A 21,320-nucleotide genomic window follows, 5' to 3' on the forward strand; every position below is an offset into this window, starting at 1 on the left:
ACGGGCCCAGAGAGCCGCCGGCAGCTGTGAAGGCGGTCCCGTGTCCGCTGGTGAAGACACTCCCGAGTGCGGGGAGGAAATGCCCCGCCGGCCTGACCCCCGTCATCGGGTCGTGGAGGCCGCCCCTCGCGGGCGGCGAAAGTGCGGTGGCACCGGGAGCTCCCTTCTCCCCCGCACTCCCAAGGGGTCATGCATTTCCTGCAGAGGAGCTGTAATGATCTCTCGTGTCCTGTCGGCGTCGCTCGCTGAGCACGCCGGCCGACGAGTGACGATCGCCGGCTGGGTCCATCGCCGCCGGCACCTGAAATCCGTCTCCTTCCTGGTCGTACGCGACCGTGCCGGGCTGGCCCAGGTGGTCAGCGCGGACGGGGAGCTGCCGCCGGAGGAGAGCGTCGTCCGGGTCACCGGCACCGTGACCCCGGCCGGGCAGGCGCCGGGCGGGGTCGAGCTGACCGGCCCGGAGATCGAGGTCCTGGCCGAGCCCGCCCAGGCGCCGCCGTTCGACCTCTACCGGCCGGTCGTGGCCGCGACGCTGCCGACGGTCCTCGACCACGCGCCCGTCGCGCTGCGGCATCCGCTGCTGCGGGCGCCGCTGGAGATCTCGGCGGCGAGCGTGGCCGGGTTCCGCGAGACGCTGGACGGCCTCGGCTTCACCGAGATCCACACGCCCAAGATCGTGGCCTCGGCCACCGAGTCCGGCGCGAACGTCTTCGGCATCGACTACTTCGGCCGCCGCGCCTACCTCGCGCAGTCGCCGCAGTTCTACAAGCAGACGATGGTCGGGGTGTTCGAGCGGGTCTACGAGGTCGGGCCGGTCTTCCGCGCCGAGCCGCACGACACCGTCCGCCACCTGGCCCAGTACACCAGCCTCGACGCCGAGCTGGGCTTCGTGGCCGACCATCGGGACGTGATGGCCGTGCTGCGGGAGGTCGTCGCCGGCATGGTGGAGTCGGTGCGCCGCCGGGCCGGGTCCGCCGTCGAGGCGGCCGGGGCCGTGCTGCCCGCCGTGCCCGCCGAGATCCCGGCCGTGCACTTCACCGAGGCCCAGCGACTGACCGGCGAGGACGAGCCCGACCTGTCACCGGCCCAGGAACGCTGGTTGTCGGACTGGGCGCTGCGCGAGCACGGGTCGGAGTTCCTGTTCGTCACCGGCTACCCGATGTCCAAGCGGCCGTTCTACACCCATCCCGACCCGGCCAGACCGGGCTACTCCAACGGCTTCGACCTGCTGTTCAGGGGCCTGGAGCTGGTGACCGGCGGCCAGCGCCTGCACCGGTTCGACGACTACGTCCAGGCCCTGGACGGGGACGTGGAGCCGTACGAGGGCTACCTCCAGGCGTTCCGGTACGGGATGCCGCCGCACGGCGGGTTCGCCCTCGGCCTGGAACGCTGGACGGCCCGGCTGACCGGCGCCGCCAACATCCGCCAGACCACCGCCTTCCCCCGCGACCTGCACCGCCTGTCGCCCTGACCGGCGGCGCCCCCTGATCCGCGGTCAGTCTTCGGGGTCGGGGGCGGCGTCCGCGAGGGCGGGCGCCGCCTCCGGCAGGGCGCGGCGCGGCATGAGCAGCGCCACCGCCGCCCCCAGCAGGCAGACGAACGCCGTGAGCAGGAACATCTCGGTGTACTCGACGTGCAGGGCGGCATCGACCTGGGCCAGGTAGTCGGCCAGCCGCCGCTGGTAGGTCTGCGCGTCCACGCCGAACGGCAGCGGCGTGTCCAGGTGGGCGGTCAGCGACTGGAACCGGTGGAACCCCCACGCCGACACGCCCGCCACACCGACGAGCATGCCCATCATCCTGGCCACCACGACCGCCGCCGAGGCGACGCCGTGCTGGACGGCCGGGCTCACCCGCAGGACCGCCGACGAGACCGGCGCGATCACCAGGCCGAGGCCGAGCCCCGCCACGACCAGGTCGGCGTCCACGGCCAGGCCCGCGCCGGCCAGGTCGAGCGGCCAGCGGCTCATCAGCCAGTATCCGGCCGCGGCGATCAGCAGGCCGGGCACCGCCACCGCGCGTTCGCCGGCCCGCCGGGCCAGCACGCCGCCGAGCAGCGCGCCCACGGCCAGCGCGCCGAGGAACCGGGCCAGGACCAGCGCCGCGCCCAGGGCGTCCTTGTCCAGCAGCGTCTGGGCGGCGAACTGCACGAACACCATCGTCACCAGCAGGGCCGCGCCCGCCAGGAAGCTCACGCCCAGCGTCGCCAGCAGCGGCGACTTGCGGGCGGCCGACAGGTCGAGCAGCCGGACGGGGGAGCGGATCTCCCACCAGACGAAGACGCCGCCCGCCACCGCCCCGGCCGCGATCACCGGCGGACCCCACGGCGGCAGCACGGTCGTGGCCGGGTCGGGGTTGTACAGGCCGACGACCAGGAGGGCCAGCGCCAGCGCCAGCAGGGCGCCGCCGACGACGTCGACGCGGGCCGTGCCGGAGGGCGGCCGGGCCGGGACCGTACGCTGCACGGCCACGGCGGCCAAGGCGGCGAGGGGCACGTTGACCCAGAAGATGGCGTGCCAGCCGCCCAGCTCCACGCCCGCCACGGCGACCGGCGGGACCAGCGCCAGCACGCCGCCGTACAGGGGGCCGAGGGCGCTGCCCAGCTCCTGCGCCGCGCCCACCGCGCCCAGCGCGAGCGGCCGGTCGCGCTCCTCCCACAGGTCGCCGATCAGCGCCATCGTGATCGGCAGCAGCGCCCCGCCCGCCACGCCCTGCACCGTACGGCCCGACACCACCATCGCCTCACCGGCCGCCAGCGCGGTCAGCACCGAGCCGAGCGCGAACGCCGCCAGGCAGGCGTGGATCAGCGGCCGCCGGCCGTAACGGTCGGAGAGCTGGCCGAGCAGCGGCATCGCGGCGACGTAGCCGAGCAGGAACCCGGTGACGACCGGTGTGACCCGCTCCAGATGGTTCTGCGGCACGCCGACATCGTGGGCGATGTCCATCAGGACCGTCACGACCACGTAGGCGTCGAGCGCGGCCAGCAGCACCACCGCGCCGCCCGCGCCGAGCGCGACCCGCCGGGCGCGGTCGGCCGGGACGTTCCGGCTCATCCGGCTCATCCGGACGGGGGCGGCGTGATCGTGACCGGCGCGTCGTAGTCGCTGAACGTCACCGTCACCGTGCCGTTCTGCAGCGGCAGGCTCGCCTTGGTGAGCCTGCTGCTGGCCTTGTCGATCCAGACCTTGCCGTTGACGCCCTGCGTGACGCCCGGGACGATCTGCCCGACGACCTGCCCGGAGAACGTCGTGGCCACCCGGTACGAGCCGTCCTCGACCGCCTCCACCTTGGGGTCGGTCGCCGAGGCGAGCAGCTGCGCGATGCCCTTGCCCGGGTCGAGGATCACCGACGGGTCGTAGAACTGGGCGAGCTGCTGCCTGGTCATCGTCTGGAAGCCGCCGGTCGGCCCCTTGAAGTGCACGGTGTCGCCGATCAGGGCGAAGGTGATCTCCTGCAGGGTGCCCAGCACGTCCAGCGTGATCGTGCCGTCGGCGTCGCCCGCCGAGGTGAGCCTGCCGTCGGCCTTCTTGAGCGGCACGTTGGGCTTGCCCTCCGTGGCGATCGAGAAACCGGCCGACCTGACGGCCTTCATGGCCTCCGCGGACTTCTTCATCACCTCGGGCCCGGCGGGGAGCTCGTCACCCCCGCCCCCCGCGGAGCAGGCGGGCATCAGCGCGAGCACGACAACGATCAGCAGCTTTCGGAGCATGAGCGGATCGTAGCGAGCGCCCGGGAACGCCGGTGAGCCGTCACCGATATCGGTTGGGCCTCAGCGCAGCTTCTTCAGGTGGTCGACGATGGGGCCGAACGCCTGCTCCAGCGCCTCCAGCTGGTCGTCGGTGAGCCGGTCGACGAAATGCTCGCGCACGCTCGCGACGTGGTCGGGCGCCACCCGCTGGATCGTCGCCCAGCCCTCGTCGGTCAGGACGGCGAACGTGCCGCGCCGGTCGTCGCGGCAGTCTTCCCTGGTGACCAGTCCTTTGGCCTCCATGCGGGAGATCTGGTGCGACAGCCTGCTGCGCGACTGGATCGTGGCGTCGGCCAGGTCGCTCATCCGCATGCGCCGCTCGGGGCTCTCGGAGAGGTTGACCAGGATCTCGTAGTCGTTCAGCGAGAGCTGGTGCTCCTGCAGCTCGCGGTCGAGGCGGTGCATGAGCAGCTTGTGCAGCGCGAGATGCGTACGCCAGGCACGCTGTTCGGCGGGGGAAAGCCAGCGGGGCGCGCTCATGATCCCCAATCTATCGCACGCCCGCGACGACGCGGCTACCTGCGGGGGGCCGCCGCGCAGGGCCGCCGTACAGTGATCTGATGGAGGAGAAGTCGGGGGAGAGCCTGGCGACCGTGCTGGTCGCGGGCGCCGCGAACCTGACCATCGCCCTGGCCAAGCTTGTCGCGGGGCTGATCGGCGGCTCGGCCGCGATGTTGTCCGAGGCGGCCCACTCGGCCGCCGACACGATGACCGAGCTGCTGCTGCTGGTCTCCGTACGTCGGGCGGGCAAGCCGCCCGACGAGCGCCACCCGTTCGGCTACGGCAAGGCGGGGTTCTTCTGGGCGATGATGGCGGCGGTCGCGACGCTGGTCGGCGGTGCGGGGTTCTCCGTCACCCACGGGCTGCACGAGATCAGCCACGGCGAGCAGCTGGGCAACCTCACGCCGTCCTACGTCGTGCTGGCCGTCTCGTTCGTGATCGAGGGCATCTCGTTCACGAAGGCGTACTCGCAGTTGCGCGCCGAGGCCGGGCGGTACAAGGTGCATCCGGCGCGGCTGGTGCGGATCACGTCCGACACCGCGCTCAAGGCCGTGCTGTTCGAGGACGCCGCCGCGCTGGTGGGCCTGGTGATCGCGGCGCTCGGGCTGCTCGGCTCGCAGTTGTCCGGCTCGGCCCTGTGGGACGGCGCGGCCTCGGTCGCCATCGGCCTGCTCCTGCTGGTGGTCGCGCTCATCCTGATCCAGTCGAACCTGTCGCTGCTGATCGGCCAGGCCGCCCCCAGGCAGATCGAGGTCGGCATCCGCGCGGTGCTGCTGGCCCAGCCCGAGGTGGACGACGTGGTCGAGCTGCTGACGATGATGATCGGGCCGGGCTCCATCATGATCGCCGCCAAGATCGACTTCCGGGACGAGGCGAGCGCGGCGGGCGTGGAGATCGCCTGCGACGAGATCGACCGGCGGCTGCGCGACCGCTTCTCCGGCGTCACCCTGGTCTTCCTCGACCCCACCCCGACCCGCCGCCGCTGACCGGGCCCTCAGAGCGACGGGACGGGAATCCGCTCGGCCGGCGTGTCGGTGACGACGGCGACCCTGATGTCCGGCGCGGCCCGCCATTCCAGCAGGTGGCCGACCGGCAGCGGGTCGACGCCGGTCGTGCGCAGCTCGTCCAGGGTGAGCTCGCCGCGTTTGACCAGGGCCTCCTTGCGGGTCCAGTGGCGGATCAGGTCGTCGTTGCCGGTCACCAGGGCGCGTTCGGCGGGGGTGAGCGCGTGGTCGGCCAGGCCCTCGTTCAGCGGGCCCGCCGGCACGTGCTCGGCGTCCACGCCGACCCGGCCGGGGCCGGCCGCGGCGCACACGTAGCCGCGGGTGTGGCTGAAGCTCACGCCCAGATCGGGGGCCTCGCGCAGGTACGGCCTGCCGTGGCCGGGACCGTGCACCTCGCAGTGCTGCAGCAGGGTCAGCCCGTCCGGCGGCAGATCCAGCACGGCCGCGGCGCACAGGCGGACGAGCAGGTGGGCCGCGACGAAACAGGCGCGGTCGGCGGGGAAGACGAACCGGTCGGCGCGTTCGCGCTCGGCCTCGGTCAGCCACGTCTCGGGGGCGCGCACCTCTTCGGGGCGGCCGCCCATCGCCAGGGGGACGATCGTCAGTCCTTCTTCTTCGCCGCGGGGTCGTCGAGCTTGTGCTGGTCCTCCGAGGCCGCGCCGAGCACGGTCACGTCCTGGACCTTCCAGGCGCCCTTCTGCTTCACAAGCGTGATCTTAAGGTGCGAATCCTGCACCGAGCGAATCGCCTGCGCGGTGTTCACCTGCTGGTCCACGACGACGATGGCGTGCGCGCTGGCCTCGCCGGCGTCGGCCAGGTAGACCTCGCGGACCTTGGCCCGGGAGACGGCCCTGAGCTTGACGATCACCTGGGACATCGCGCCGCCGAACGCCGCGTCGTAGGTGGCCTGGAAGTCGCCCGTGGCCTGGGCGGACAGGGTCGACCGGGCGCTCTGGAGGTCCTTGTAGTCGTAGCTGAGCAGGGCCTGGCCGAAGGCGCTCGCGGCGCCGGAGACCTCCAGGCGCAGGGCACGTTCGCGCTCCAGGCGGGCCAACGCGTCCCGGGCCCGGGAGGCGTCGATCCACTGCGGCACGGCCGTGGCCGCGACGGCCGCCGCCAGCATCGCCGCCAGCGCGCCGAGCACCCGCCCCCGTGTGAACCACCCGCCCACCGCCGCCCCCGCCGCCGTCCCGCCGCACTCCAGCCCACGATGCCAGCCCAGGCGAACCTTGTCAGTCGGCCACGAAAAGTGACCGGGCCGTCACGAGCGGACGACGTTCATCCAGGACTCGATCTCGTCGGGGTGGCGGGGGAGGGCCTTCGACATCAGGGTGGCGCCCTCGGCGGTGACCACCAGGTCGTCCTCGATGCGGATGCCCATGCCGCGCAGCTCGGCGGGCAGCGTCAGGTCGTCGGGCTGGAAGTACAGGCCCGGCTCGACCGTCAGGACGTTGCCCTCCTCCAGCACGCCGTCGAGGTAGACCTCGGCCCGCGACCTGGCGCAGTCGTGCACGTCGAGGCCGAGCATGTGGCCGCTGCTGCACAGCGTGTACCGGCGGTACAGGCCCGACTCCATGAGGGCGTCGGGGGAGTCCTTCAGCAGGCCCCAGTCGTGCAGGCCCTCGCAGATGACGCGCATGGCCGCCAGGTGGAAGTCGCGGAAGCTCGCGCCGGGCTTCAGCGCCGCGATGCCGGCGTCCTGGGCGGCCAGCACCAGCTCGTACGCCTGCCGCTGCGCCGCGGTGAACCGGCCCGACAGCGGGAACGTCCGGGTGACGTCGGCGGTGTAGAGGGTGTCGGTCTCGACGCCGGCGTCCAGCAGGAGCAGGTCGCCCTCGGCCAGCGCGCCGTCGTTGCGGATCCAGTGGAGCACGCAGGCGTGGGCGCCGGAGGCCACGATGCTGTCGTAGCCGACCGCGTTCCCCTCCAGGCGCGAGCGCAGCCCGAAGACGCCCTCCAGGTAACGCTCGCCGCGCGGGTGGCCGAGGGCCGCGGGCAGGGCGCGCACGACGTCCTCGAAGCCGCGCACGGTGGCGTCCACGGCCGACTGCAGCTCGCCGACCTCCCACTCGTCCTTGACCAGCCGCATCTCCGACAGGAACACCTCCAGCTCGGCGTCGCGGCCGCCCGCCGGCACCAGCACGTCGACGGAGGCGTCGACGCCGCGCAGCACACGGGCCGGGCCCTCGGAGCGCAGGTCGCGGATGTGCGCGCACTCGATCTGGTACAGCTCCGACGCCTCGGCCAGGTCGGGCCTGCGGCCCACCCAGAACTCGCCGTAGCGCCGGTCGCGGTAGAACTCCTCGCCCTCCTCGCGCGGCGAGCGCGGCCGCACGTACAGCACGGCCTGCCCGGACGGCTCGATGACCAGCACATCGCCGGGCTCGCCCGCGCCCGTCAGGTAGGAGTACGCGCTGTGCGGACGGAACCGGTAGTCGCTGTCGTTGCTGCGCACCTTGAGCGTGCCCGACGGGACGACCAGCCGCTCACCGGGGAAACGCGCGGCCAGCGCCGCCCTGCGCCGGGCCGCCCAGGGAGCGATCGGCAGCGCGGTCACGCCGGTGCGCCGGGTGTCGGCCCAGCCGGTGCGCATGAACGCGGCCAGCTCCGGGGTGATGGGCAGGTCGTGGCTTCCGGTGTTGAGCTGCTCGGTCATCGATGCCTTCCACGTCGTCGGAGATGCGGCAAGTCAGCCTACGTGACCGCTTGACGGGGTCCCCACTCGGTTGTTTGCCTGTGAGGACCGGGCATAAGCCGGCCCTCGGCCGGGGACAACGGGAGCAGAGGTGGTGCACATGCTCATCGGGACGATCCTGCGCAACAAGGGAAGCGCTGTCACCACGGTGGCGCCGGCGGCGACGGTACGGGAACTGCTCGGCAAGCTCGCCGACCACAACATCGGCGCGGTCGTCGTCTCCACCGACGGCACGACGATCCAGGGGATCGTCTCCGAGCGCGACGTGGTGCGGCGGCTGCACGACCGGGGCCCCGAGATCCTCGACGCGCCGGTCTCCTCGATCATGACGACCGAGGTCCGCACGGCCGGGCCCGGCGACAACGTCGACGAGCTGCGCCGCACGATGACCACCCACCGGTTCCGTCACATGCCCGTGGTCGAGAACGGCCGCCTGGTGGGCATCGTCAGCATCGGCGACGTGGTCAAGAGCGCGATCGAGGAGCTGGAGACGGAGAAGGCGTCGCTCGTCGACTACCTCCACCGCTGACCGGGGCGTTGACAGGGGCGTCGATGGAGATGGCACCCTTGGGTCCGTGACGTACGGCCCCCCTGAGCCCCCTCGGGCGACGAGCAGTCCGCCGATCATCCTGCTCGTGTCCGGGCTGGCCGCCGTGGTGGCCTTCATCCTGGGCATCTTCGTGGGGTACGGCGCGGAGGGCTCGTCGGCCTCGCCGGCCCCCAGGGTCACGGTGACGGTCGAGGGCACCGGGCCGCCCTCGGCCTCCGTCCCCGCCACCCAGCCCGCCCCGACGGACGCCCCGCGGACCGGCCCCCTCCAGACGGACCCCCTCCAGACCGGTCCCGCCCAGACCGGTCCCGCCCAGACCGGTCCCGCCCAGACCGGTCCCGCCCAGACCGGTCCCGCCCAGACCGGTCCCGCCCAGACCGGTCCCGCTCAAACCGGTCCCACGCAGCCCGGACCGGCGCAGACCGGTCCCACGCAACCCGGACCGGCGCAGACCGGACCCGCGCAGACCGGGCCGATGGCCGGGATGCGCACGTTCGTCGTGGGCGTGGACATGCAGCCCGGGACCTATCGCACGACCGGTCCCGTCGCCGGTTCCACGAACTGCTTCTGGGCCCGGCTGAACAGCACGTCCCCCGACCTCGGCTCGGTGATCAACGCGGGCGCGCCGACCGGCCCGGCGAGCGTCACCATCGAGCCGGGCGACAAGGCGTTCCAGACCGCCGGATGCGCACAGTGGACCAAGGCGTGACGGCCGCCGGTGGGTTCGACCTCCTGGTCGTCGGCGACGCCAACCCCGACATCGTGCTGACCGGCGCGCCACGCGACCTGGCGTACGGCCAGCGCGAACAGCTCGTCGCGGGCGGCGACCTGGTCCTCGGCGGGTCCGGCGCGATAACCGCGTGCGGGGCCGCCAGGCTCGGCCTGCGCACCGCCTTCGCCGGCCGCGTGGGCGACGACGCGGCGGGGCGTTTCGTGCTCGGCGCGCTGGCCGAGCGCGGGGTGGACGTCTCCCACTGCGTCACCGACCCCCGGCCCACGGCCATGACCGTCGTGCTCGCCGACGGGACGGACCGGGCCATCCTCACCTCGCCGGGCTGCCTGCCGCACCTGACCGCCGCGGACGTGCCGCGCGGCCTGGCCCGGCACGTGCACGTGTCGTCGTACTTCCTGCAGCCGGGACTGGCGGACGGGCTGCCCGCGCTGCTGGCGGAGCTGCGCGCGGCGGGCGCCACGACCTCGCTGGACACCAACGACGACCCGGCCGGCCGCTGGGACGGCCTGGCGGACGTGCTCGCCGCCACCGACGTGTTCCTGCCCAACGCCGGCGAGGCCAGGGCGATCGCGGCCCGCCTGTCCGGCGTCCGTGACGGGCCGCTGGAGGCCGTCGCGGCGCGGCTGGGCGCCCTCGGACCGGCCGTCGTCGTCAAGGACGGCGCGGACGGCGCGCTGGCCTGGGAGTCCGGCCTGGTGACGCGGGCCCCGGCCAGGCCCGTCGAGCCCGTGGACACCGTCGGCGCGGGCGACAGCTTCGACGCGGGCTACCTCGCCGCCAGGCTGCGCGGGATGAGCCCGCGCGAGTGCCTCGACGTGGCCGTGGCCTGCGGATCGTTGTCCACCCGCGCGGCCGGCGGCACCGCCGCCCAACCCGCCTGGGACGACCTGTGAAGACCGCCCTGCCGTGTCGTTGCGCGGGTGAGTCCCGCTGGAGGAGGATGCGCTCAGCCCAACAAGGAGGATGACATGTCGGTGTTGCAGAGCTTCCTGGACAGCGTGCGCGGCGGTGCGATCGAGGTGATCGACCTCACCGCGCCCCTGTCCTCCGAGACGCCGATCCTCCAGTTGCCCGAGCCGTTCGGCAACACCATCCCGTTCCGGCTGGAGGAGATCAGCCGTTACGACGACCGCGGCCCCGCCTGGTACTGGAACGACATCCACACCGGCGAGCACTCCGGCACCCACTTCGACGCCCCCGTCCACTGGGTCACCGCCCGCGACGGCCAGGACGTCTCCCAGGTGCCCGTACGCAGTCTGATCGCGCCCGCGGTCGTGCTCGACTTCGCCGCCGAGGCGGCCAAGGACCCCGACTTCCTGCTGCAGATCGACCACGTCAAGGAATGGGAACGCGCCAACGGCCCGCTGCCCGACGGCGGCTGGCTGCTCTACCGCACCGGCTGGGACGCCCGCTCCGCCGACCAGGCCGCCTTCCTCAACGCCGACGAGACCGGCCCGCACTCGCCGGGCATCTCGGTCGAGTGCGCGTCCTGGCTGGCCGCCGAGACCCCGATCCTCGGGCTCGGCGTGGAGACCGTCGGCACCGACGCCGGGGCCGCCCACTCCTTCGCCCCGCCCTTCCCCTGCCACTCCTTCCTGCTCGGCGCGGGCAAGTACGGCCTGACCCAGCTCCGCAACCTCGACCGCCTGCCGGTGACGGGGGCCGCCGTGGTCGCCCCGCCGCTGCCCATCGTGGGCGGCTCCGGCAGCCCCGTCCGCGTCCTGGCCCTGGTGGAACGTTGACCGTCCCGGAGACGGCGGCCGCGGCGGTCGGCCGGGCGCTGGCCGCCGGCGGCGTCCGCACGGCGTTCGGGGTGGTCGGCAGCGGCAACTTCCACGTCACGAACGCGCTGGTCGAGCACGGCGTGCGGTTCGTCGCCGCGCGGCACGAGGGCGGGGCGGCGACCATGGCCGACGCCTACGCCCGGATGAGCGGCGAGGTCGGCGTCGTCACGGTCCACCAGGGGCCGGGGCTGACCAACGCGATGACGGGGATCGCCGAGGCGGCCAAGAGCCGTACGCCGATGATCGTCCTGGCCGGTGAGGCGACGGACGCCCGCTCCAACTTCCACATCGACCAGGACGCCCTGGCCGCGGCGGTGGGCGCGGTCCCCATGCGTCTCACGGACGCCGCGCGGGCCGAGGAGCAGGCGCTCGAAGCCTTCCGCGTGGCCTCGCGGGAACGCCGCACGGTCCTGCTGAACCTGCCGCTCGACGTGCAGTCCACCCCCTCCCGCTCCCGCGCGCCCGCACCTGCCCTGACCGGCACGGCCGGGCTCGACCGGGAGGCCGCGGACGACGCGACCGCCGAGCTGGGGCGGCTGCTGGCCGGGGCGCGGCGGCCGGTGTTCGTCGCGGGTCGCGGCGCCCGGCACGCCCGCCGCGAGCTGGAGGCGCTGGCCGACCGCACCGGCGCCCTGCTGGTCACCTCCGCCGTCGCCAAGGGCCTGTTCCGCGGCAGCCCCTGGGACCTCGACGTGAGCGGCGGCTTCGCCACCCCGCTGGCCGCCGAGCTGATCCGCGGCGCGGACCTGATCGTCGGCTGGGGCTGCGCCCTGAACATGTGGACGACCCGCCACGGCACGCTGATCCCGCCGGAGGCGAAGGTGGCCCAGGTCGACCTCGACCCGGCGGCCGTCGGCGCGCACGTCCGGGCCGACCTCGGCGTGGTCGGGGACGTCCGCGCCGTGGCGGCGGCCCTCACCGGGCCGGGCGGCGCCGCGCCGGGCTACCGGTCGGCCGAGCTGGCCCGGCGGATCAGGGACGAGGGGCGCTGGCGCGCGGTGCCGTACCGGGACGAGAGCGGCGCGGGCCGCATCGACCCGAGAACGCTCACCATCGCCCTGGACGACCTGCTCCCGAGCGAGCGCGTCGTGTCCGTCGACTCGGGCAACTTCATGGGATATCCCTCGATGTTCCTGGACGTGCCGGACGCGGGCGGGTTCTGCTTCACCCAGGCGTTCCAGTCGGTCGGGCTCGGCCTGGCGACCGCGATCGGGGCCGCCCTGGCCCGTCCGGACCGGCTCCCGGTGGCCGCCCTGGGCGACGGCGGCGCGTTCATGGGCATCGCCGAGCTGGAGACCGTCGTCCGGCTGGGGCTGCCCATGGTGGTCGTGGTCTACGACGACGAGGCGTACGGGGCGGAGGTGCACCACTTCGGGCCGCACGGGCATCCGCTCGGCACGGTCCGCTTCCCGCCCGCCGACCTGGCCGCGATCGCCCGGGGCCACGGGTTCGCGGCGGTGACCGTCACGGACGCCGCCGGGCTGGCGGGCGTGGCCGAATGGCTCAAGGGGCCCAGGGACCGCCCGCTGCTGGTGCACGCCAGGATCACCGGCGAACACGGCTCCTGGTGGCTGGAGGAGGCCTTCAAAGGCCACTGAGCGGGGCCATGGGCCGGGTCCGGGGCCGGGGTTCGGGGCGGTCAGAGTTTGCGATAGGTGCGGGCCTCTTCGGCGGCGGCCAGCACCTCCGCGAGCGACCCGCCCGTGCACGCCGCCACGCACGCCGCCACCGCCCCTTCCACGAACGGCACGTCCGCGATCACCACCCGCCCGTCCTCCTCCAGCAGCCGGGCGGTCAGCACCGAGCTGCCGAGGTCGGGGATGATCAGCACGCCGTCGCCCCGGTCCACGCTGCGCACCGCCTGCTCGACGAGGTCGAAGCTGGTGCCGAGGCCGCCGTCCGCGGTGCCGCCGGCCGCCGCCACCGGCACGGGCTCCGCGGCGATCCCCAGGGCCAGCGCCGCCGTCTCGGCCGCCAGCCCGGCACTGTGCGAGACCAGCACCACCCCGACCATCAGCCCTCCGCCCGCCCCTGGCCCTCTGCCGGGCTCCGGCCCTCTCCGGGGGGCCGGCTCTCGGCCTGGTCCTGGTCCGCTGCCTGGTCCTGGCCCTCTGCGCGGTTCCGGGCCACTGTGGCCAGGGCGCGCATGATCAGGGCCGCCGAGGCGGCTCCCGGGTCCTCGTGGCCCACGCTGCGTTCGCCCAGGTAGCTGGCCCGGCCCTTGCGGGCCTGGAGGGGGATCGTCTCCCGCGCGCCCTCGGCCGCCGCGTCCGCCGCCCGTTCGAACGCCTCCAGCGCCCCGATGCCGTCCCGTACGGCCAGGGCCAGCGACCGGGAGGCCGGGACCAGCGCGTCCACCATGGTCTTGTCGCCCACGGCCGCCTTGCCCAGCCGTTCCAGCGCGACCACCCCCTCCTCGAACGCCGCCTCGAAGCGGGCCAGCGTCACCGGGGACTCCAGCGTCCGGCCCATCTGCCGGAACATCGACCCGTACAGCGGGCCGGAGGCGCCGCCGACGCGGCGGATGAGGGCCGTGCCGGCGTCGGCCAGCACCTGCCCGGGGGAGCCCGGCGGCCGGTCGGCCAGCGCCTTGGCGACCTCGGTGAAGCCGCGGTCGAGGTTCGCGCCGTGGTCGGCGTCGCCGATGGCCGCGTCGAGGTCCGTCAGCCGTTCGCGGTCGCGGCGGACCAGGCGGGCCGCCTCGTCGAGCCAGTCCGCGAAGAAGCGGGTGTCCATCAACGCCCCCAGCGCAGCGCCGGCGTCTCGACGGGCGCGTCCCAGAGCCGGATGAGCGGGTCGTCGACCCGGCACACGGTGACCGAGAAGCCCTGCATGTCCAGGCTCGTCACGTAGTTGCCGACGAGCGAGCGGGCCACCCGCGCGTCCTTGCCCTTCACGAACGCCGCGACCTCGGCGAACAGCACGTACAACTCCATGAGCGGGGTGCCGCCCATGCCGTTGACCATGACCAGCAGGTCGCCGCGGAGCGGCAGGTCGCTGTGCAGGGCCTCCATGGCGACGGCGGCCAGCTCGCGGGCCGAGGCCATCGGCACCCGCGTGCGGCCGGGCTCGCCGTGGATGCCGATGCCCAGCTCCACGTCCGTCTCGGGCAGGTCGAACGTCGGCTTGCCCGCCGACGGCGTCGTGCACGAGGTCAGCGCGATGCCGAAGGACCGGCTGCGCTCGTTCACCTCGGTGGCCACCCTGGCCACCTCGGTCAGCGGCGCGCCCTCCTCGGCCAGCGCGCCCGCGATCTTCTCCACGAACAGCGTCGCGCCCGTGCCGCGCCGCCCGGCCGTGTAGAGCGAGTTCTGGACGGCCACGTCGTCGTCGACCAGCACGGAGGCCACGTCGTTGTCCTCGGCCAGTTCGGCGGCCATCTCGAAGTTGAGCACGTCGCCGGTGTAGTTCTTGACGATGTGCAGCACCCCGGCGCCGCCGTCGACGGCCTTGGTGGCCTCGATGATCTGGTCGGGCACGGGCGAGGTGAAGATCTCGCCGGGGCAGGCGGCGTCCAGCATGCCGTGGCCGACGAACCCGGCGTGCAGGGGCTCGTGGCCCGAGCCGCCGCCCGACACCAGCCCCACCTTGCCGGGGCGCGGCCCCGCGGCCCGGTAGACCACGCGGTCCCGGACCCTCAGCTCGGGATGGGCCGCGGCCATGCCGTTCAGCGCGTCCTCCACCACGGAGTCGGCGGTGTTGATGAGCTTCTTCATGGTCAAAACATCTGCCCGTTCGCACGGGAGGGCAAGCGCCGCCGCGTGAACAGGGGGGATGTCCTACGATCTCGTGACCCGAGCCGATCTTTTCCGGGCGGGACCAGGTCTCCCGGGTGGCCTGCCGACCGGCGTGAGTAGGCTACCTTCTGCTCATGGCTGAGATTGTGTACCCGCCGGTGATCGCCGCCGCGCGGACCCTCTTTCGCGTGCTCGACTACCGCTTCCACATGGAGGGCACGGAGCACGTGCCGCGGACCGGGGGAGCGGTGCTGGTGAGCAATCACATCAGCTATCTCGACTTCATCTTCGCGGGGTTCGCCGCGGTGCCGTCCAAGCGGCTGGTGCGCTTCATGGCCAAGCAGGACGTCTTCGACCACCGCGTCTCCGGGCCGCTGATGCGCGGCATGCACCACATCCCGGTCGACCGCGGGGCCGGGGCGGGCTCGTACGCCACCGCGCTGCGCAAGCTCAAGGCCGGCGAGGTGGTGGGCGTCTTCGCCGAGGCCACGATCAGCCGCTCCTTCACCGTCAAGGAGATCAAGAACGGCGCGATCCGCATGGCCCAGGCCACCAACGTGCCGGTCATCCCGGTCGCCCTGTGGGGCAGCCAGCGGTTGTGGACGAAGGGCCGTCCCAAGCAGCTCACCCAGCGGCACGTGCCGATCACCATCCTGGTGGGCGAGCCGTTCCACCCCAAGCGCGGGGAGGACGTCAACCAGCACACCGTCGACCTGCACACGCGCCTGTCGGAGCTGGTCGACCGGGCGCAGCGCACCTATCCCGAGGTGCCGCCGGGCGTGTGGTGGCAGCCCGCGCACCTGGGCGGCACCGCGCCCACCCCCGAGGAGGCGGCCGCCATGGACGCCGCCGAGGCCGAGGCCCGCGCCCAGCGGGACTGAGCCCGCCTGAGCCCGCCTGAACCGGTCAGATGGCGGCCTGGTAGGCGCTGGCGCGCATGCCCGCCAGCAGGCCCGCCGTCTGCTCCGGCGTGTAGCGGCGCACCGGGTCGTGGTGGAGCAGCCCCTCGATGAGCGGGCGCATCACCCCGGCCCGCCGCGGCGGCGGGTACGGGCCGCTGCGCGCCATGCCGAGCACCGTGGCCGCGTCCTGCCCGGGGTAGGGCGGCTGGCCCTCGACGGCGCTGTAGAGCGTCGCGCCGAAGGACCACATGTCGGCCTCCTTGCTGGCCGGCCCGCCGTGCAGCCGCTCCGGGGCCATGAACGCGGGCGTGCCGCGCAGCCGCCGCGAGGTCGTCATGCGGATGTCGCCCTCGGCCGTGGCGATGCCGAAGTCGGTCAGCACCACGCGGTCGCCGGTCAGCATCACGTTCGCGGGCTTGACGTCGCGATGGAGCACGCCGGCCTTGTGGGCGGTGCGCAGCGCGGCGAGCAGGTGCTGGCCGATCGCCACCACCGACTGCGCGGGCAACGTGCCCACCTGGGAGAGCAACTGGTGGAGTGAGAGCCCGTGCAGGTACTCCATCACGATCCAGAGCTTGCCGCCCACTTCCATCAGGTCGTGGACCGTGACGATGTTGGGGTGCGTCAGGCCGGCCGCCATCCGGGCCTCACGCAGCACCCGGCGGCGAACCATCTCGGCCTCACCGGCCAGAGTCAGCTCCTTCAACGCCACCTCTCGGTGGAGGAGCCGATCGAACGCCCGCCAGACGACTCCCATACCCCCACGACCGGCCTCCTCGTTCAGGAGGTACCGTCCGCCGATCTCCCGCATACCATCCCCTCAAGCTCGGGGATAATCATGTCATCTCCGCACACGGCATAGGGTGCCTAACGTGATCTGGATATGTCGGGAAGTGTAGGTTCGCTGGTCAGCGCCGCAGAAATTCGCCCAGGCAGGGCGCGCCACACGAGCCCCACCGCCACCAGGCACAGCCCCGCGGCCCCGGCCAGGACGGCGGACAGCCCGAACAGATCGCCCGCCAAGCCGCCGAGCGCCGCGCCCACCGGCATGCCGCCCATGCCGACCAGCCGGTAGGCGGAGTTCACCCGTCCCAGCATCTCGCCGGGGATCAGCCGCTGGCGGATCGAGACGACCAGCACGTTGGCCGCCGCCCCCGTCACGCCCCACACCACCGCGACCGGGTACAGCGCCCACGGCGACGGCACGAGCATGGGGACGAGCAGCAGCAGACTGCTGATCAGCCACGCCCCGACCAGCGTGCCGGCCTCGCCGATCAGCCGTGTGACCGGCCCGGTCAGCGGCGAGCCGAGCACCGCGCCGGCCGCGAACGCGGTCATCATGAGGCCGTAGCCGCTCGGGTCGAGGCCGATGCGCGACCCGTCGCCGACGGCCCACAGGACGAAGACGGCGAAGTATCCGGCGTTGGCCAGGTTCAGCATGCCCGCGGAGATCGCCAGCCTGCGCAGCAGCCGGTGGGTCCACAGGTAGCGCAGCGCCTCGGCGATGTCGGCACGCAGCGGGCGGCGCGGCCCGGACGCGGCCGGAGCGGCCCGGAAGGAGCCGGCCATGCCGGTCAGCAGCAGGGCGGCGGCGGCGTAGAGGAGGGCGGGGGCGCCGAAGAGGGCGGCGGGCAGCAGGCCGGCGAGCAGCCCGGCCACCGGCGCGCCGACGAAGTCGTTGCCGACGGTCTGGACGCCGACGATCCGGGCGTTGGCCCTGGTGAGGTCGTCCTTGGCGACGGTCATGGGCAGGACGGACTGTGCCGAGGTGTCGGCGAAGACCTCGCTGACCCCGGCCGCGAAGATCACCGCGAGCAGCGTCCACAGGTTCAGCAGGCCCGCCGTCGCCAGCAGCGCCGCCACCGCCAGCACCGCCGTACGCGCGGCGTTGGCCAGCGTCATGATCCGGCGGCGGTCGACCCGGTCGGCCACCGCCCCCGCGTGCAGCGCCAGCAGCAGCCAGGGCGCGGTCGCGGCGGCCCCGGCCAGCGACACCAGCGTGGGGGAGCGGGTCATGGACACGGCCAGCAGCGGCGCGCCCACCCGCAGGACACCGTCGGCCAGGTTCGACAGCGCGGTGGACGACCACAGGAACCAGAAGGCCCGCCCGAGACGGTTCACGAGTCACTCCGATAGTGTGTAAAGAAAAGTGTGCATAGATTCCTTTGCAAAGATAGGCTTGCACAGTGACAGACGGCAAGGGCTTTTCCGCCCGCACCCTCGACGCGAAGGCGCTGAAGTCGTTCGCGCATCCGCTGCGGCTGCGCATCTACGAGCTGCTCGACGAGCACGGCCCGGCCACCGCCACCGGCCTGGCCGGCCTGCTCGGGCAGAACACCGGGGCCACCAGCTACCACCTGCGCGAGCTGGCCCGCCACGGCATGATCGAGATCGCGCCCGAGCTGGGCCGGGGCAAGGAGAAGTACTGGCGGATCACGCCCGGGGGCTTCAGCTTCGGACCGGCCCGGGACCACCCGGAGGAGGCCGACGCCCTGGAGTTCCTGCTGGACGACATGGTCCGGCAGCGCGGCGCGGAGCTGACCCGCTGGCGCGAGGGCTCGGCGCAGGCTCCCGAGGAATGGATGCAGGCCAGTGTGTTCGCCCGCCGCTCGCTGCGGCTCACCCCGGAGGAGACGGCCGACCTGCGCGACCGGGTGCTGGAGGTGCTGGACCGCTTCCGCCGCCTGTCGGACGGCAGAGACGCCCCCGCCGGCGGCGCCCACGTCGTCGTGCACTTCGACGTCCTGCCGCTCGGGGCCACGGGCGACCCGCCCGCGCAGGACCGGTCCTGACCCCTGCGACGCACGGCGCCCCCGTCCCGGGAGGGACGGGGGCGCCGTGGCCGGACGATCAGGAGATCAGGGCCATGGCCCGCTCGACGGTGCCCTCGGGCGCCTTGGCGGGCGAGCCCGCGTCGAATGGCGGCCGCGGGTCGTACTCGATCGCGAGCTGCACCGCCTGGGCCGTCTCGACGCCGTCGGCCTGGGCCAGCAGGGTCAGGGCCATGTCGATCCCGGCCGACACCCCGGCGGCCGTCACGATCTTGCCCTCGGTGACGACGCGCTCGCCCACCGGCTCGGCGCCGACGCCCGTCAGGCCGTCCAGCACCGCCCAGTGGGTGGTCGCGCGCACGCCCATGAGCAGTCCCGCCGCGCCCAGCACGTACGAGCCGCTGCACACCGACGTCGTCCACCGCGTGTGCTCGTGGGCCTCGCGCAGCCAGCCGAGCAGCGCCTCGTCCGACATCGCCTCCATCGTGCCGGGCCCGCCGGGCACGAGCACCACGTCGGGACGCGGCAGGTCGGCGTAGGAGGCGGTGGCGGCGATCGACAGGGTGCCCTGGTCGTCGGTCACCGGCCCCACCTCCCCGGCGACGAACGTCACCGTGACGCCGGGCGCGAACGCCAGCACCGTGTAGGGGCCGACCGCGTCGAGAGCGGTGAAACGGGGATAAAGCGGGATTGCCACGTGCATGGTGTCATTTCTCCTTCGACTGGAATCTGCGGCGGTGCTCGCCCGGCGACACCCGCCAGTGGCGGCGGAAGACGCGGTAGAGGGTCTCCGGCGTGCCCAGGCCCGCCTCCCTGGCCACGGTCTCCAGGGGGTGCCCGGTGACCTCCAGGAGGCGCCTGGCGGCGTCGGCGCGGCTGCGTTCGACGTACCGGCCGGGTGGCAGGCCGGTCTGCTCGGTGAAGACGCGGGAGAAGTGCCGTTCGCTCATCCCGACGCGCCGGGCGAGCGCGGGCACGCTCAGGTCGGCGGCCGGGTTGGCGTCGATGTAGCCCTGCAGCTCCCGCAGGGGGAGGCTGCGCGGCGTCATGGCCCGCATCGGCGCGCTGAACTGGCTCTGCCCGCCCGGCCGGTGCAGGTAGACGACGAGCCCGCGGGCGACGTCGCGGGCCAGCTCGTGGCCGTGGTCCCTGGCCACCAGCGCGAGCGCGAGGTCCACGCCGGACAGCACGCCCGCCGAGGTCCACACGTTGCCGTCCTCGATGTAGAGCGGATCGGGGTCCACCTCGACGTCGGCGTAGCGGTGGCGCAGGTCGTCGGCGGACAGCCAGTGGGTGGTGGCCCGGCGGCGGCCGAGCAGCCCGGCCTCGGCCAGCAGGAAGGCCCCGTTGCAGACCGAGGCCACCCGTCCCGCCCGCGCGGCCAGGGCGGCGACCGCCCCGACCAGCGCGCGGTCCTCCAGCTGCCGGGGCACCGACAGCCCGCCGGCCACCATGAGCGTGTCGATCGGCCCCGACACCTCGCCGAGCGCCCCCGCCATGACGGTGACCCCGTTCGACGCGCTCACCGCGCCCCCCGCCACGCCGGCCACCTCGACCCGGTAACCCCGCCCCCGGGCGATCAGGTCGGCGGTCGCGAACACGTCCGCCGGCCCGGCCATGTCCAGCAACTGGAAGCCCGGGAAGACGACGATCACGATCCGTCGCTGCATGCCTTCATGCTGGTCGCGGCCCTGCATTGGCGTCAATGACACAAACCTTGCACATTACGCCACCGGCTCCCGCCTCCTGGCGCAGGCGGGTTACACTTATTGCAGATATCGAGGGTCGGAGGTGGTCATGCCCCGCAGCGGCGTCCTGGCCGGCGCGACGCGCGTCGAAGCCGACAGCGGTGACCGCAAGCTGCTCGAACATCTGGAGGCGACGGCTGCCGCAGGGAACGCGTCGCTGGTGCTGCGCGGGCCGGACGGCACCGACCTCGTGCTGCCGCGCTCGTTGGTCAGGCTCCTGGTCGCCGCGGCGCACGACCTCGGCAAGGGACACGCCGTCTGGGCCCTGCCCGCCGAAGCCCTGTTGAGTCCCAGCGAGGTCGCGGAGCTGCTCGGGCTGTCGCGTCCCTTCGTCGTGCGACTGCTGGACGAAGGCGAGATCCCCGCGCAACCTCTTCCAGGCAGCCGTCATCGTGTCGTTCGCCTGGAAGATGTCCTGGAGTTCCAGGATCGCCGGGAGCGTCGCGCCGAAGCCCGTCGCAGGATCATGGAGGTCGCCGAGGAGGCGGAACTACCCTACTGATCTCCCGAGGGATATTGGCTGATGGCGCGGGTCTTCGTCGACACCAGCGTGCTGTTCCCGTTCTCGCTGATGGACCTCATGCTCGCGCTGACCGAGGACGCCGTGCACACGTGGGTCTGGAGCGATCACCTGCTCTCGGAATGGAAACGTGTCATCGTGCGCGAGCAGCACCGCTCCGCCCATGCGGCGGCGCGCATCGGGGAGGTGATCCGTGAGTTCTTCGCCGACAGCCGGGTCTCCGAGGACGACTACAAGCATCTGATCGATCAGATGGAGGGCCCCGACCTCGACGACCGCCATCACATGGCTGCCGCGATAGCGGGTCACGCCCGGACTCTGGTCACCTGGAACGTCACGGACTTCCCGGCGTCGTTCCTCGGCCGCCACGGGGTGCGCGTCAGCACTCCCGATGCGTACCTGTGCTCGCTGCTCAGCCGCAGTTCGCGTGAGGTGCTGGACGTGCTGGCCCGGATGGCGGCAGGGAAACGCCGTCCGCCCATGACCATCCATGACGTCCTCGCCGCGCTGGGCAGGGCAGGCGTTCCGGGCTTCGCCAGTGGCGCGGGAAGTCTCCTGACGATCGTAGAGGGCGGTTTCTGACGGAATTGGAGACGGCCGGCACCCCTGCAGGGGTGCCGGCCGTGGC

The 21,320-nt window shown here is 73.3% G+C and carries 24 protein-coding genes; 11 read left to right on the forward strand and 13 right to left on the reverse strand.

Annotation, left to right across the window (positions count from 1 at the left end):
• Window positions 1-214: 214 nt before the first annotated feature.
• Window positions 215-1,471 carry an aspartate--tRNA(Asn) ligase gene (aspS, locus tag ACFYUV_RS09280; RefSeq protein WP_387666706.1) on the forward strand — a complete coding sequence of 419 codons (1,257 nt, stop codon included), beginning with the start codon at window positions 215-217 and terminating at the stop codon, window positions 1,469-1,471.
• A 24-nt stretch (window positions 1,472-1,495) separates the two neighbouring features.
• Here the strand turns inward: aspS and ACFYUV_RS09285 are convergent, their stop codons facing one another.
• The 3 genes from ACFYUV_RS09285 to ACFYUV_RS09295 are packed head-to-tail and all read right to left on the reverse strand — an operon-like array spanning window position 1,496 to window position 4,227.
• Window positions 1,496-3,052, reverse strand: coding sequence for an MFS transporter (locus tag ACFYUV_RS09285; protein ID WP_387666709.1), 1,557 nt, complete (start codon window positions 3,050-3,052; stop codon window positions 1,496-1,498).
• A gap of 5 nt (window positions 3,053-3,057) precedes the next feature.
• Window positions 3,058-3,708 (reverse strand): LppX_LprAFG lipoprotein, encoded by a 651-nt coding sequence (locus ACFYUV_RS09290; RefSeq protein ID WP_387666712.1) that lies wholly within the window; start codon window positions 3,706-3,708, stop codon window positions 3,058-3,060.
• Between the two features lie 60 nt (window positions 3,709-3,768).
• Window positions 3,769-4,227: a MarR family transcriptional regulator gene (locus ACFYUV_RS09295; RefSeq protein WP_352321897.1), complete on the reverse strand. Its 459-nt coding sequence runs from the start codon at window positions 4,225-4,227 to the stop codon at window positions 3,769-3,771.
• Between the two features lie 80 nt (window positions 4,228-4,307).
• On the opposite strand from ACFYUV_RS09295, the gene ACFYUV_RS09300 reads away from it, so the two are divergent.
• Entirely contained in the window at window positions 4,308-5,234 is a 927-nt protein-coding gene (locus ACFYUV_RS09300; RefSeq protein ID WP_387666714.1) for a cation diffusion facilitator family transporter, read from the forward strand.
• Window positions 5,235-5,242: 8 nt separating this feature from the next.
• Here the strand turns inward: ACFYUV_RS09300 and ACFYUV_RS09305 are convergent, their stop codons facing one another.
• From ACFYUV_RS09305 to ACFYUV_RS09315, 3 genes are all read right to left on the reverse strand, one after another.
• Entirely contained in the window at window positions 5,243-5,836 is a 594-nt protein-coding gene (locus ACFYUV_RS09305; RefSeq protein ID WP_387666717.1) for a 4'-phosphopantetheinyl transferase family protein, read from the reverse strand.
• 17 nt (window positions 5,837-5,853) lie between these two features.
• Entirely contained in the window at window positions 5,854-6,423 is a 570-nt protein-coding gene (locus ACFYUV_RS09310; RefSeq protein WP_387666720.1) for a hypothetical protein, read from the reverse strand.
• A 90-nt stretch (window positions 6,424-6,513) separates the two neighbouring features.
• Window positions 6,514-7,908 (reverse strand): aminopeptidase P family protein, encoded by a 1,395-nt coding sequence (locus tag ACFYUV_RS09315; RefSeq protein ID WP_387666722.1) that lies wholly within the window; start codon window positions 7,906-7,908, stop codon window positions 6,514-6,516.
• A 139-nt stretch (window positions 7,909-8,047) separates the two neighbouring features.
• On the opposite strand from ACFYUV_RS09315, the gene ACFYUV_RS09320 reads away from it, so the two are divergent.
• The 5 genes from ACFYUV_RS09320 to ACFYUV_RS09340 all read left to right on the forward strand — a co-directional run bounded on the left by ACFYUV_RS09320 (window position 8,048) and on the right by ACFYUV_RS09340 (window position 12,612).
• Entirely contained in the window at window positions 8,048-8,476 is a 429-nt protein-coding gene (locus tag ACFYUV_RS09320; protein WP_364331049.1) for a CBS domain-containing protein, read from the forward strand.
• A 46-nt stretch (window positions 8,477-8,522) separates the two neighbouring features.
• Window positions 8,523-9,206, forward strand: coding sequence for a hypothetical protein (locus ACFYUV_RS09325; protein ID WP_387666725.1), 684 nt, complete (start codon window positions 8,523-8,525; stop codon window positions 9,204-9,206).
• Entirely contained in the window at window positions 9,203-10,123 is a 921-nt protein-coding gene (locus ACFYUV_RS09330; protein WP_387666727.1) for a carbohydrate kinase family protein, read from the forward strand. The genes ACFYUV_RS09325 and ACFYUV_RS09330 overlap by 4 nt, the downstream gene beginning before the upstream one ends.
• Window positions 10,124-10,198: 75 nt before the next feature.
• A complete protein-coding gene (locus ACFYUV_RS09335) occupies window positions 10,199-10,972 on the forward strand; it encodes a cyclase family protein (RefSeq protein WP_387666730.1) in 774 nt (257 codons plus the stop codon).
• Window positions 10,969-12,612, forward strand: coding sequence for a thiamine pyrophosphate-binding protein (locus ACFYUV_RS09340; protein WP_387666732.1), 1,644 nt, complete (start codon window positions 10,969-10,971; stop codon window positions 12,610-12,612). Before ACFYUV_RS09335 ends, ACFYUV_RS09340 begins: the two co-directional genes overlap by 4 nt.
• 41 nt (window positions 12,613-12,653) lie before the next feature.
• Here ACFYUV_RS09340 and dhaM read toward each other — a convergent pair whose 3' ends face one another.
• From dhaM to dhaK, 3 genes are read right to left on the reverse strand one after another with little or no spacing between them, the layout of a single operon-like run.
• The gene (gene dhaM / locus ACFYUV_RS09345) at window positions 12,654-13,028 is read right to left on the reverse strand and encodes a dihydroxyacetone kinase phosphoryl donor subunit DhaM (protein ID WP_352358152.1); all 375 of its coding nucleotides are present in this window, start codon (window positions 13,026-13,028) and stop codon (window positions 12,654-12,656) included.
• Entirely contained in the window at window positions 13,028-13,750 is a 723-nt protein-coding gene (gene dhaL, locus ACFYUV_RS09350; protein ID WP_387666736.1) for a dihydroxyacetone kinase subunit DhaL, read from the reverse strand. Before dhaL ends, dhaM begins: the two co-directional genes overlap by 1 nt.
• A complete protein-coding gene (gene dhaK / locus ACFYUV_RS09355; RefSeq protein ID WP_387666739.1) occupies window positions 13,750-14,730 on the reverse strand; it encodes a dihydroxyacetone kinase subunit DhaK in 981 nt (326 codons plus the stop codon). The genes dhaL and dhaK overlap by 1 nt, the downstream gene beginning before the upstream one ends.
• A gap of 155 nt (window positions 14,731-14,885) precedes the next feature.
• On the opposite strand from dhaK, the gene ACFYUV_RS09360 reads away from it, so the two are divergent.
• Window positions 14,886-15,632 carry a lysophospholipid acyltransferase family protein gene (locus ACFYUV_RS09360; protein ID WP_352358146.1) on the forward strand — a complete coding sequence of 249 codons (747 nt, stop codon included), beginning with the start codon at window positions 14,886-14,888 and terminating at the stop codon, window positions 15,630-15,632.
• Between the two features lie 25 nt (window positions 15,633-15,657).
• On the opposite strand, the gene ACFYUV_RS09365 is transcribed toward ACFYUV_RS09360, so the two are convergent.
• Together ACFYUV_RS09365 and ACFYUV_RS09370 are read right to left on the reverse strand one after the other, a co-directional pair.
• A complete protein-coding gene (locus tag ACFYUV_RS09365) occupies window positions 15,658-16,464 on the reverse strand; it encodes a serine/threonine-protein kinase (RefSeq protein ID WP_352358144.1) in 807 nt (268 codons plus the stop codon).
• Between the two features lie 56 nt (window positions 16,465-16,520).
• Window positions 16,521-17,774, reverse strand: coding sequence for an MFS transporter (locus ACFYUV_RS09370; RefSeq protein ID WP_387666743.1), 1,254 nt, complete (start codon window positions 17,772-17,774; stop codon window positions 16,521-16,523).
• Between the two features lie 65 nt (window positions 17,775-17,839).
• On the opposite strand from ACFYUV_RS09370, the gene ACFYUV_RS09375 reads away from it, so the two are divergent.
• Window positions 17,840-18,445, forward strand: coding sequence for an ArsR/SmtB family transcription factor (locus ACFYUV_RS09375; RefSeq protein ID WP_387666746.1), 606 nt, complete (start codon window positions 17,840-17,842; stop codon window positions 18,443-18,445).
• Window positions 18,446-18,503: 58 nt separating this feature from the next.
• Here the strand turns inward: ACFYUV_RS09375 and ACFYUV_RS09380 are convergent, their stop codons facing one another.
• Complete coding sequence (locus tag ACFYUV_RS09380; protein WP_387666749.1) at window positions 18,504-19,127, reverse strand: DJ-1/PfpI family protein; 624 nt, start codon at window positions 19,125-19,127, stop codon at window positions 18,504-18,506.
• 4 nt (window positions 19,128-19,131) lie between these two features.
• Window positions 19,132-20,094 (reverse strand): GlxA family transcriptional regulator, encoded by a 963-nt coding sequence (locus ACFYUV_RS09385; protein WP_387666752.1) that lies wholly within the window; start codon window positions 20,092-20,094, stop codon window positions 19,132-19,134.
• Between the two features lie 127 nt (window positions 20,095-20,221).
• Here ACFYUV_RS09385 and ACFYUV_RS09390 point away from each other — a divergent pair, with 127 nt between their 5' ends.
• On the forward strand, window positions 20,222-20,674 hold the full coding sequence (locus tag ACFYUV_RS09390; RefSeq protein ID WP_387666755.1) for a helix-turn-helix domain-containing protein: 453 nt from the start codon (window positions 20,222-20,224) through the stop codon (window positions 20,672-20,674).
• A gap of 21 nt (window positions 20,675-20,695) precedes the next feature.
• The gene (locus tag ACFYUV_RS09395; protein ID WP_387666758.1) at window positions 20,696-21,274 is read left to right on the forward strand and encodes a putative toxin-antitoxin system toxin component, PIN family; all 579 of its coding nucleotides are present in this window, start codon (window positions 20,696-20,698) and stop codon (window positions 21,272-21,274) included.
• Window positions 21,275-21,320: the final 46 nt, after the last annotated feature.

The sequence above is a fragment of the Nonomuraea sp. NPDC003560 genome, assembly GCF_042878785.1.
Taxonomy (GTDB): domain Bacteria; phylum Actinomycetota; class Actinomycetes; order Streptosporangiales; family Streptosporangiaceae; genus Nonomuraea.

Excerpts from the sequence above, each read along its gene's own strand:
- ACFYUV_RS09315 (WP_387666722.1), bottom strand. The coding sequence starts at position 7,908 with ATGACCGAGCAGCTCAACACCGGAAGCCACGACCTGCCCATCACCCCG.
- ACFYUV_RS09320 (WP_364331049.1), top strand. The coding sequence starts at position 8,048 with ATGCTCATCGGGACGATCCTGCGCAACAAGGGAAGCGCTGTCACCACG.
- ACFYUV_RS09365 (WP_352358144.1), bottom strand. The coding sequence starts at position 16,464 with ATGCGGGAGATCGGCGGACGGTACCTCCTGAACGAGGAGGCCGGTCGT.
- ACFYUV_RS09335 (WP_387666730.1), top strand. The coding sequence starts at position 10,199 with ATGTCGGTGTTGCAGAGCTTCCTGGACAGCGTGCGCGGCGGTGCGATC.
- ACFYUV_RS09290 (WP_387666712.1), bottom strand. The coding sequence starts at position 3,708 with ATGCTCCGAAAGCTGCTGATCGTTGTCGTGCTCGCGCTGATGCCCGCC.
- ACFYUV_RS09285 (WP_387666709.1), bottom strand. The coding sequence starts at position 3,052 with ATGAGCCGGAACGTCCCGGCCGACCGCGCCCGGCGGGTCGCGCTCGGC.
- ACFYUV_RS09380 (WP_387666749.1), bottom strand. The coding sequence starts at position 19,127 with ATGCACGTGGCAATCCCGCTTTATCCCCGTTTCACCGCTCTCGACGCG.
- aspS (WP_387666706.1), top strand. The coding sequence starts at position 215 with ATGATCTCTCGTGTCCTGTCGGCGTCGCTCGCTGAGCACGCCGGCCGA.
- dhaK (WP_387666739.1), bottom strand. The coding sequence starts at position 14,730 with ATGAAGAAGCTCATCAACACCGCCGACTCCGTGGTGGAGGACGCGCTG.
- ACFYUV_RS09395 (WP_387666758.1), top strand. The coding sequence starts at position 20,696 with ATGGCGCGGGTCTTCGTCGACACCAGCGTGCTGTTCCCGTTCTCGCTG.
- ACFYUV_RS09305 (WP_387666717.1), bottom strand. The coding sequence starts at position 5,836 with ATGGGCGGCCGCCCCGAAGAGGTGCGCGCCCCCGAGACGTGGCTGACC.
- ACFYUV_RS09385 (WP_387666752.1), bottom strand. The coding sequence starts at position 20,094 with ATGCAGCGACGGATCGTGATCGTCGTCTTCCCGGGCTTCCAGTTGCTG.
- ACFYUV_RS09360 (WP_352358146.1), top strand. The coding sequence starts at position 14,886 with ATGGCTGAGATTGTGTACCCGCCGGTGATCGCCGCCGCGCGGACCCTC.
- dhaL (WP_387666736.1), bottom strand. The coding sequence starts at position 13,750 with ATGGACACCCGCTTCTTCGCGGACTGGCTCGACGAGGCGGCCCGCCTG.
- dhaM (WP_352358152.1), bottom strand. The coding sequence starts at position 13,028 with ATGGTCGGGGTGGTGCTGGTCTCGCACAGTGCCGGGCTGGCGGCCGAG.
- ACFYUV_RS09300 (WP_387666714.1), top strand. The coding sequence starts at position 4,308 with ATGGAGGAGAAGTCGGGGGAGAGCCTGGCGACCGTGCTGGTCGCGGGC.
- ACFYUV_RS09295 (WP_352321897.1), bottom strand. The coding sequence starts at position 4,227 with ATGAGCGCGCCCCGCTGGCTTTCCCCCGCCGAACAGCGTGCCTGGCGT.
- ACFYUV_RS09390 (WP_387666755.1), top strand. The coding sequence starts at position 20,222 with ATGCCCCGCAGCGGCGTCCTGGCCGGCGCGACGCGCGTCGAAGCCGAC.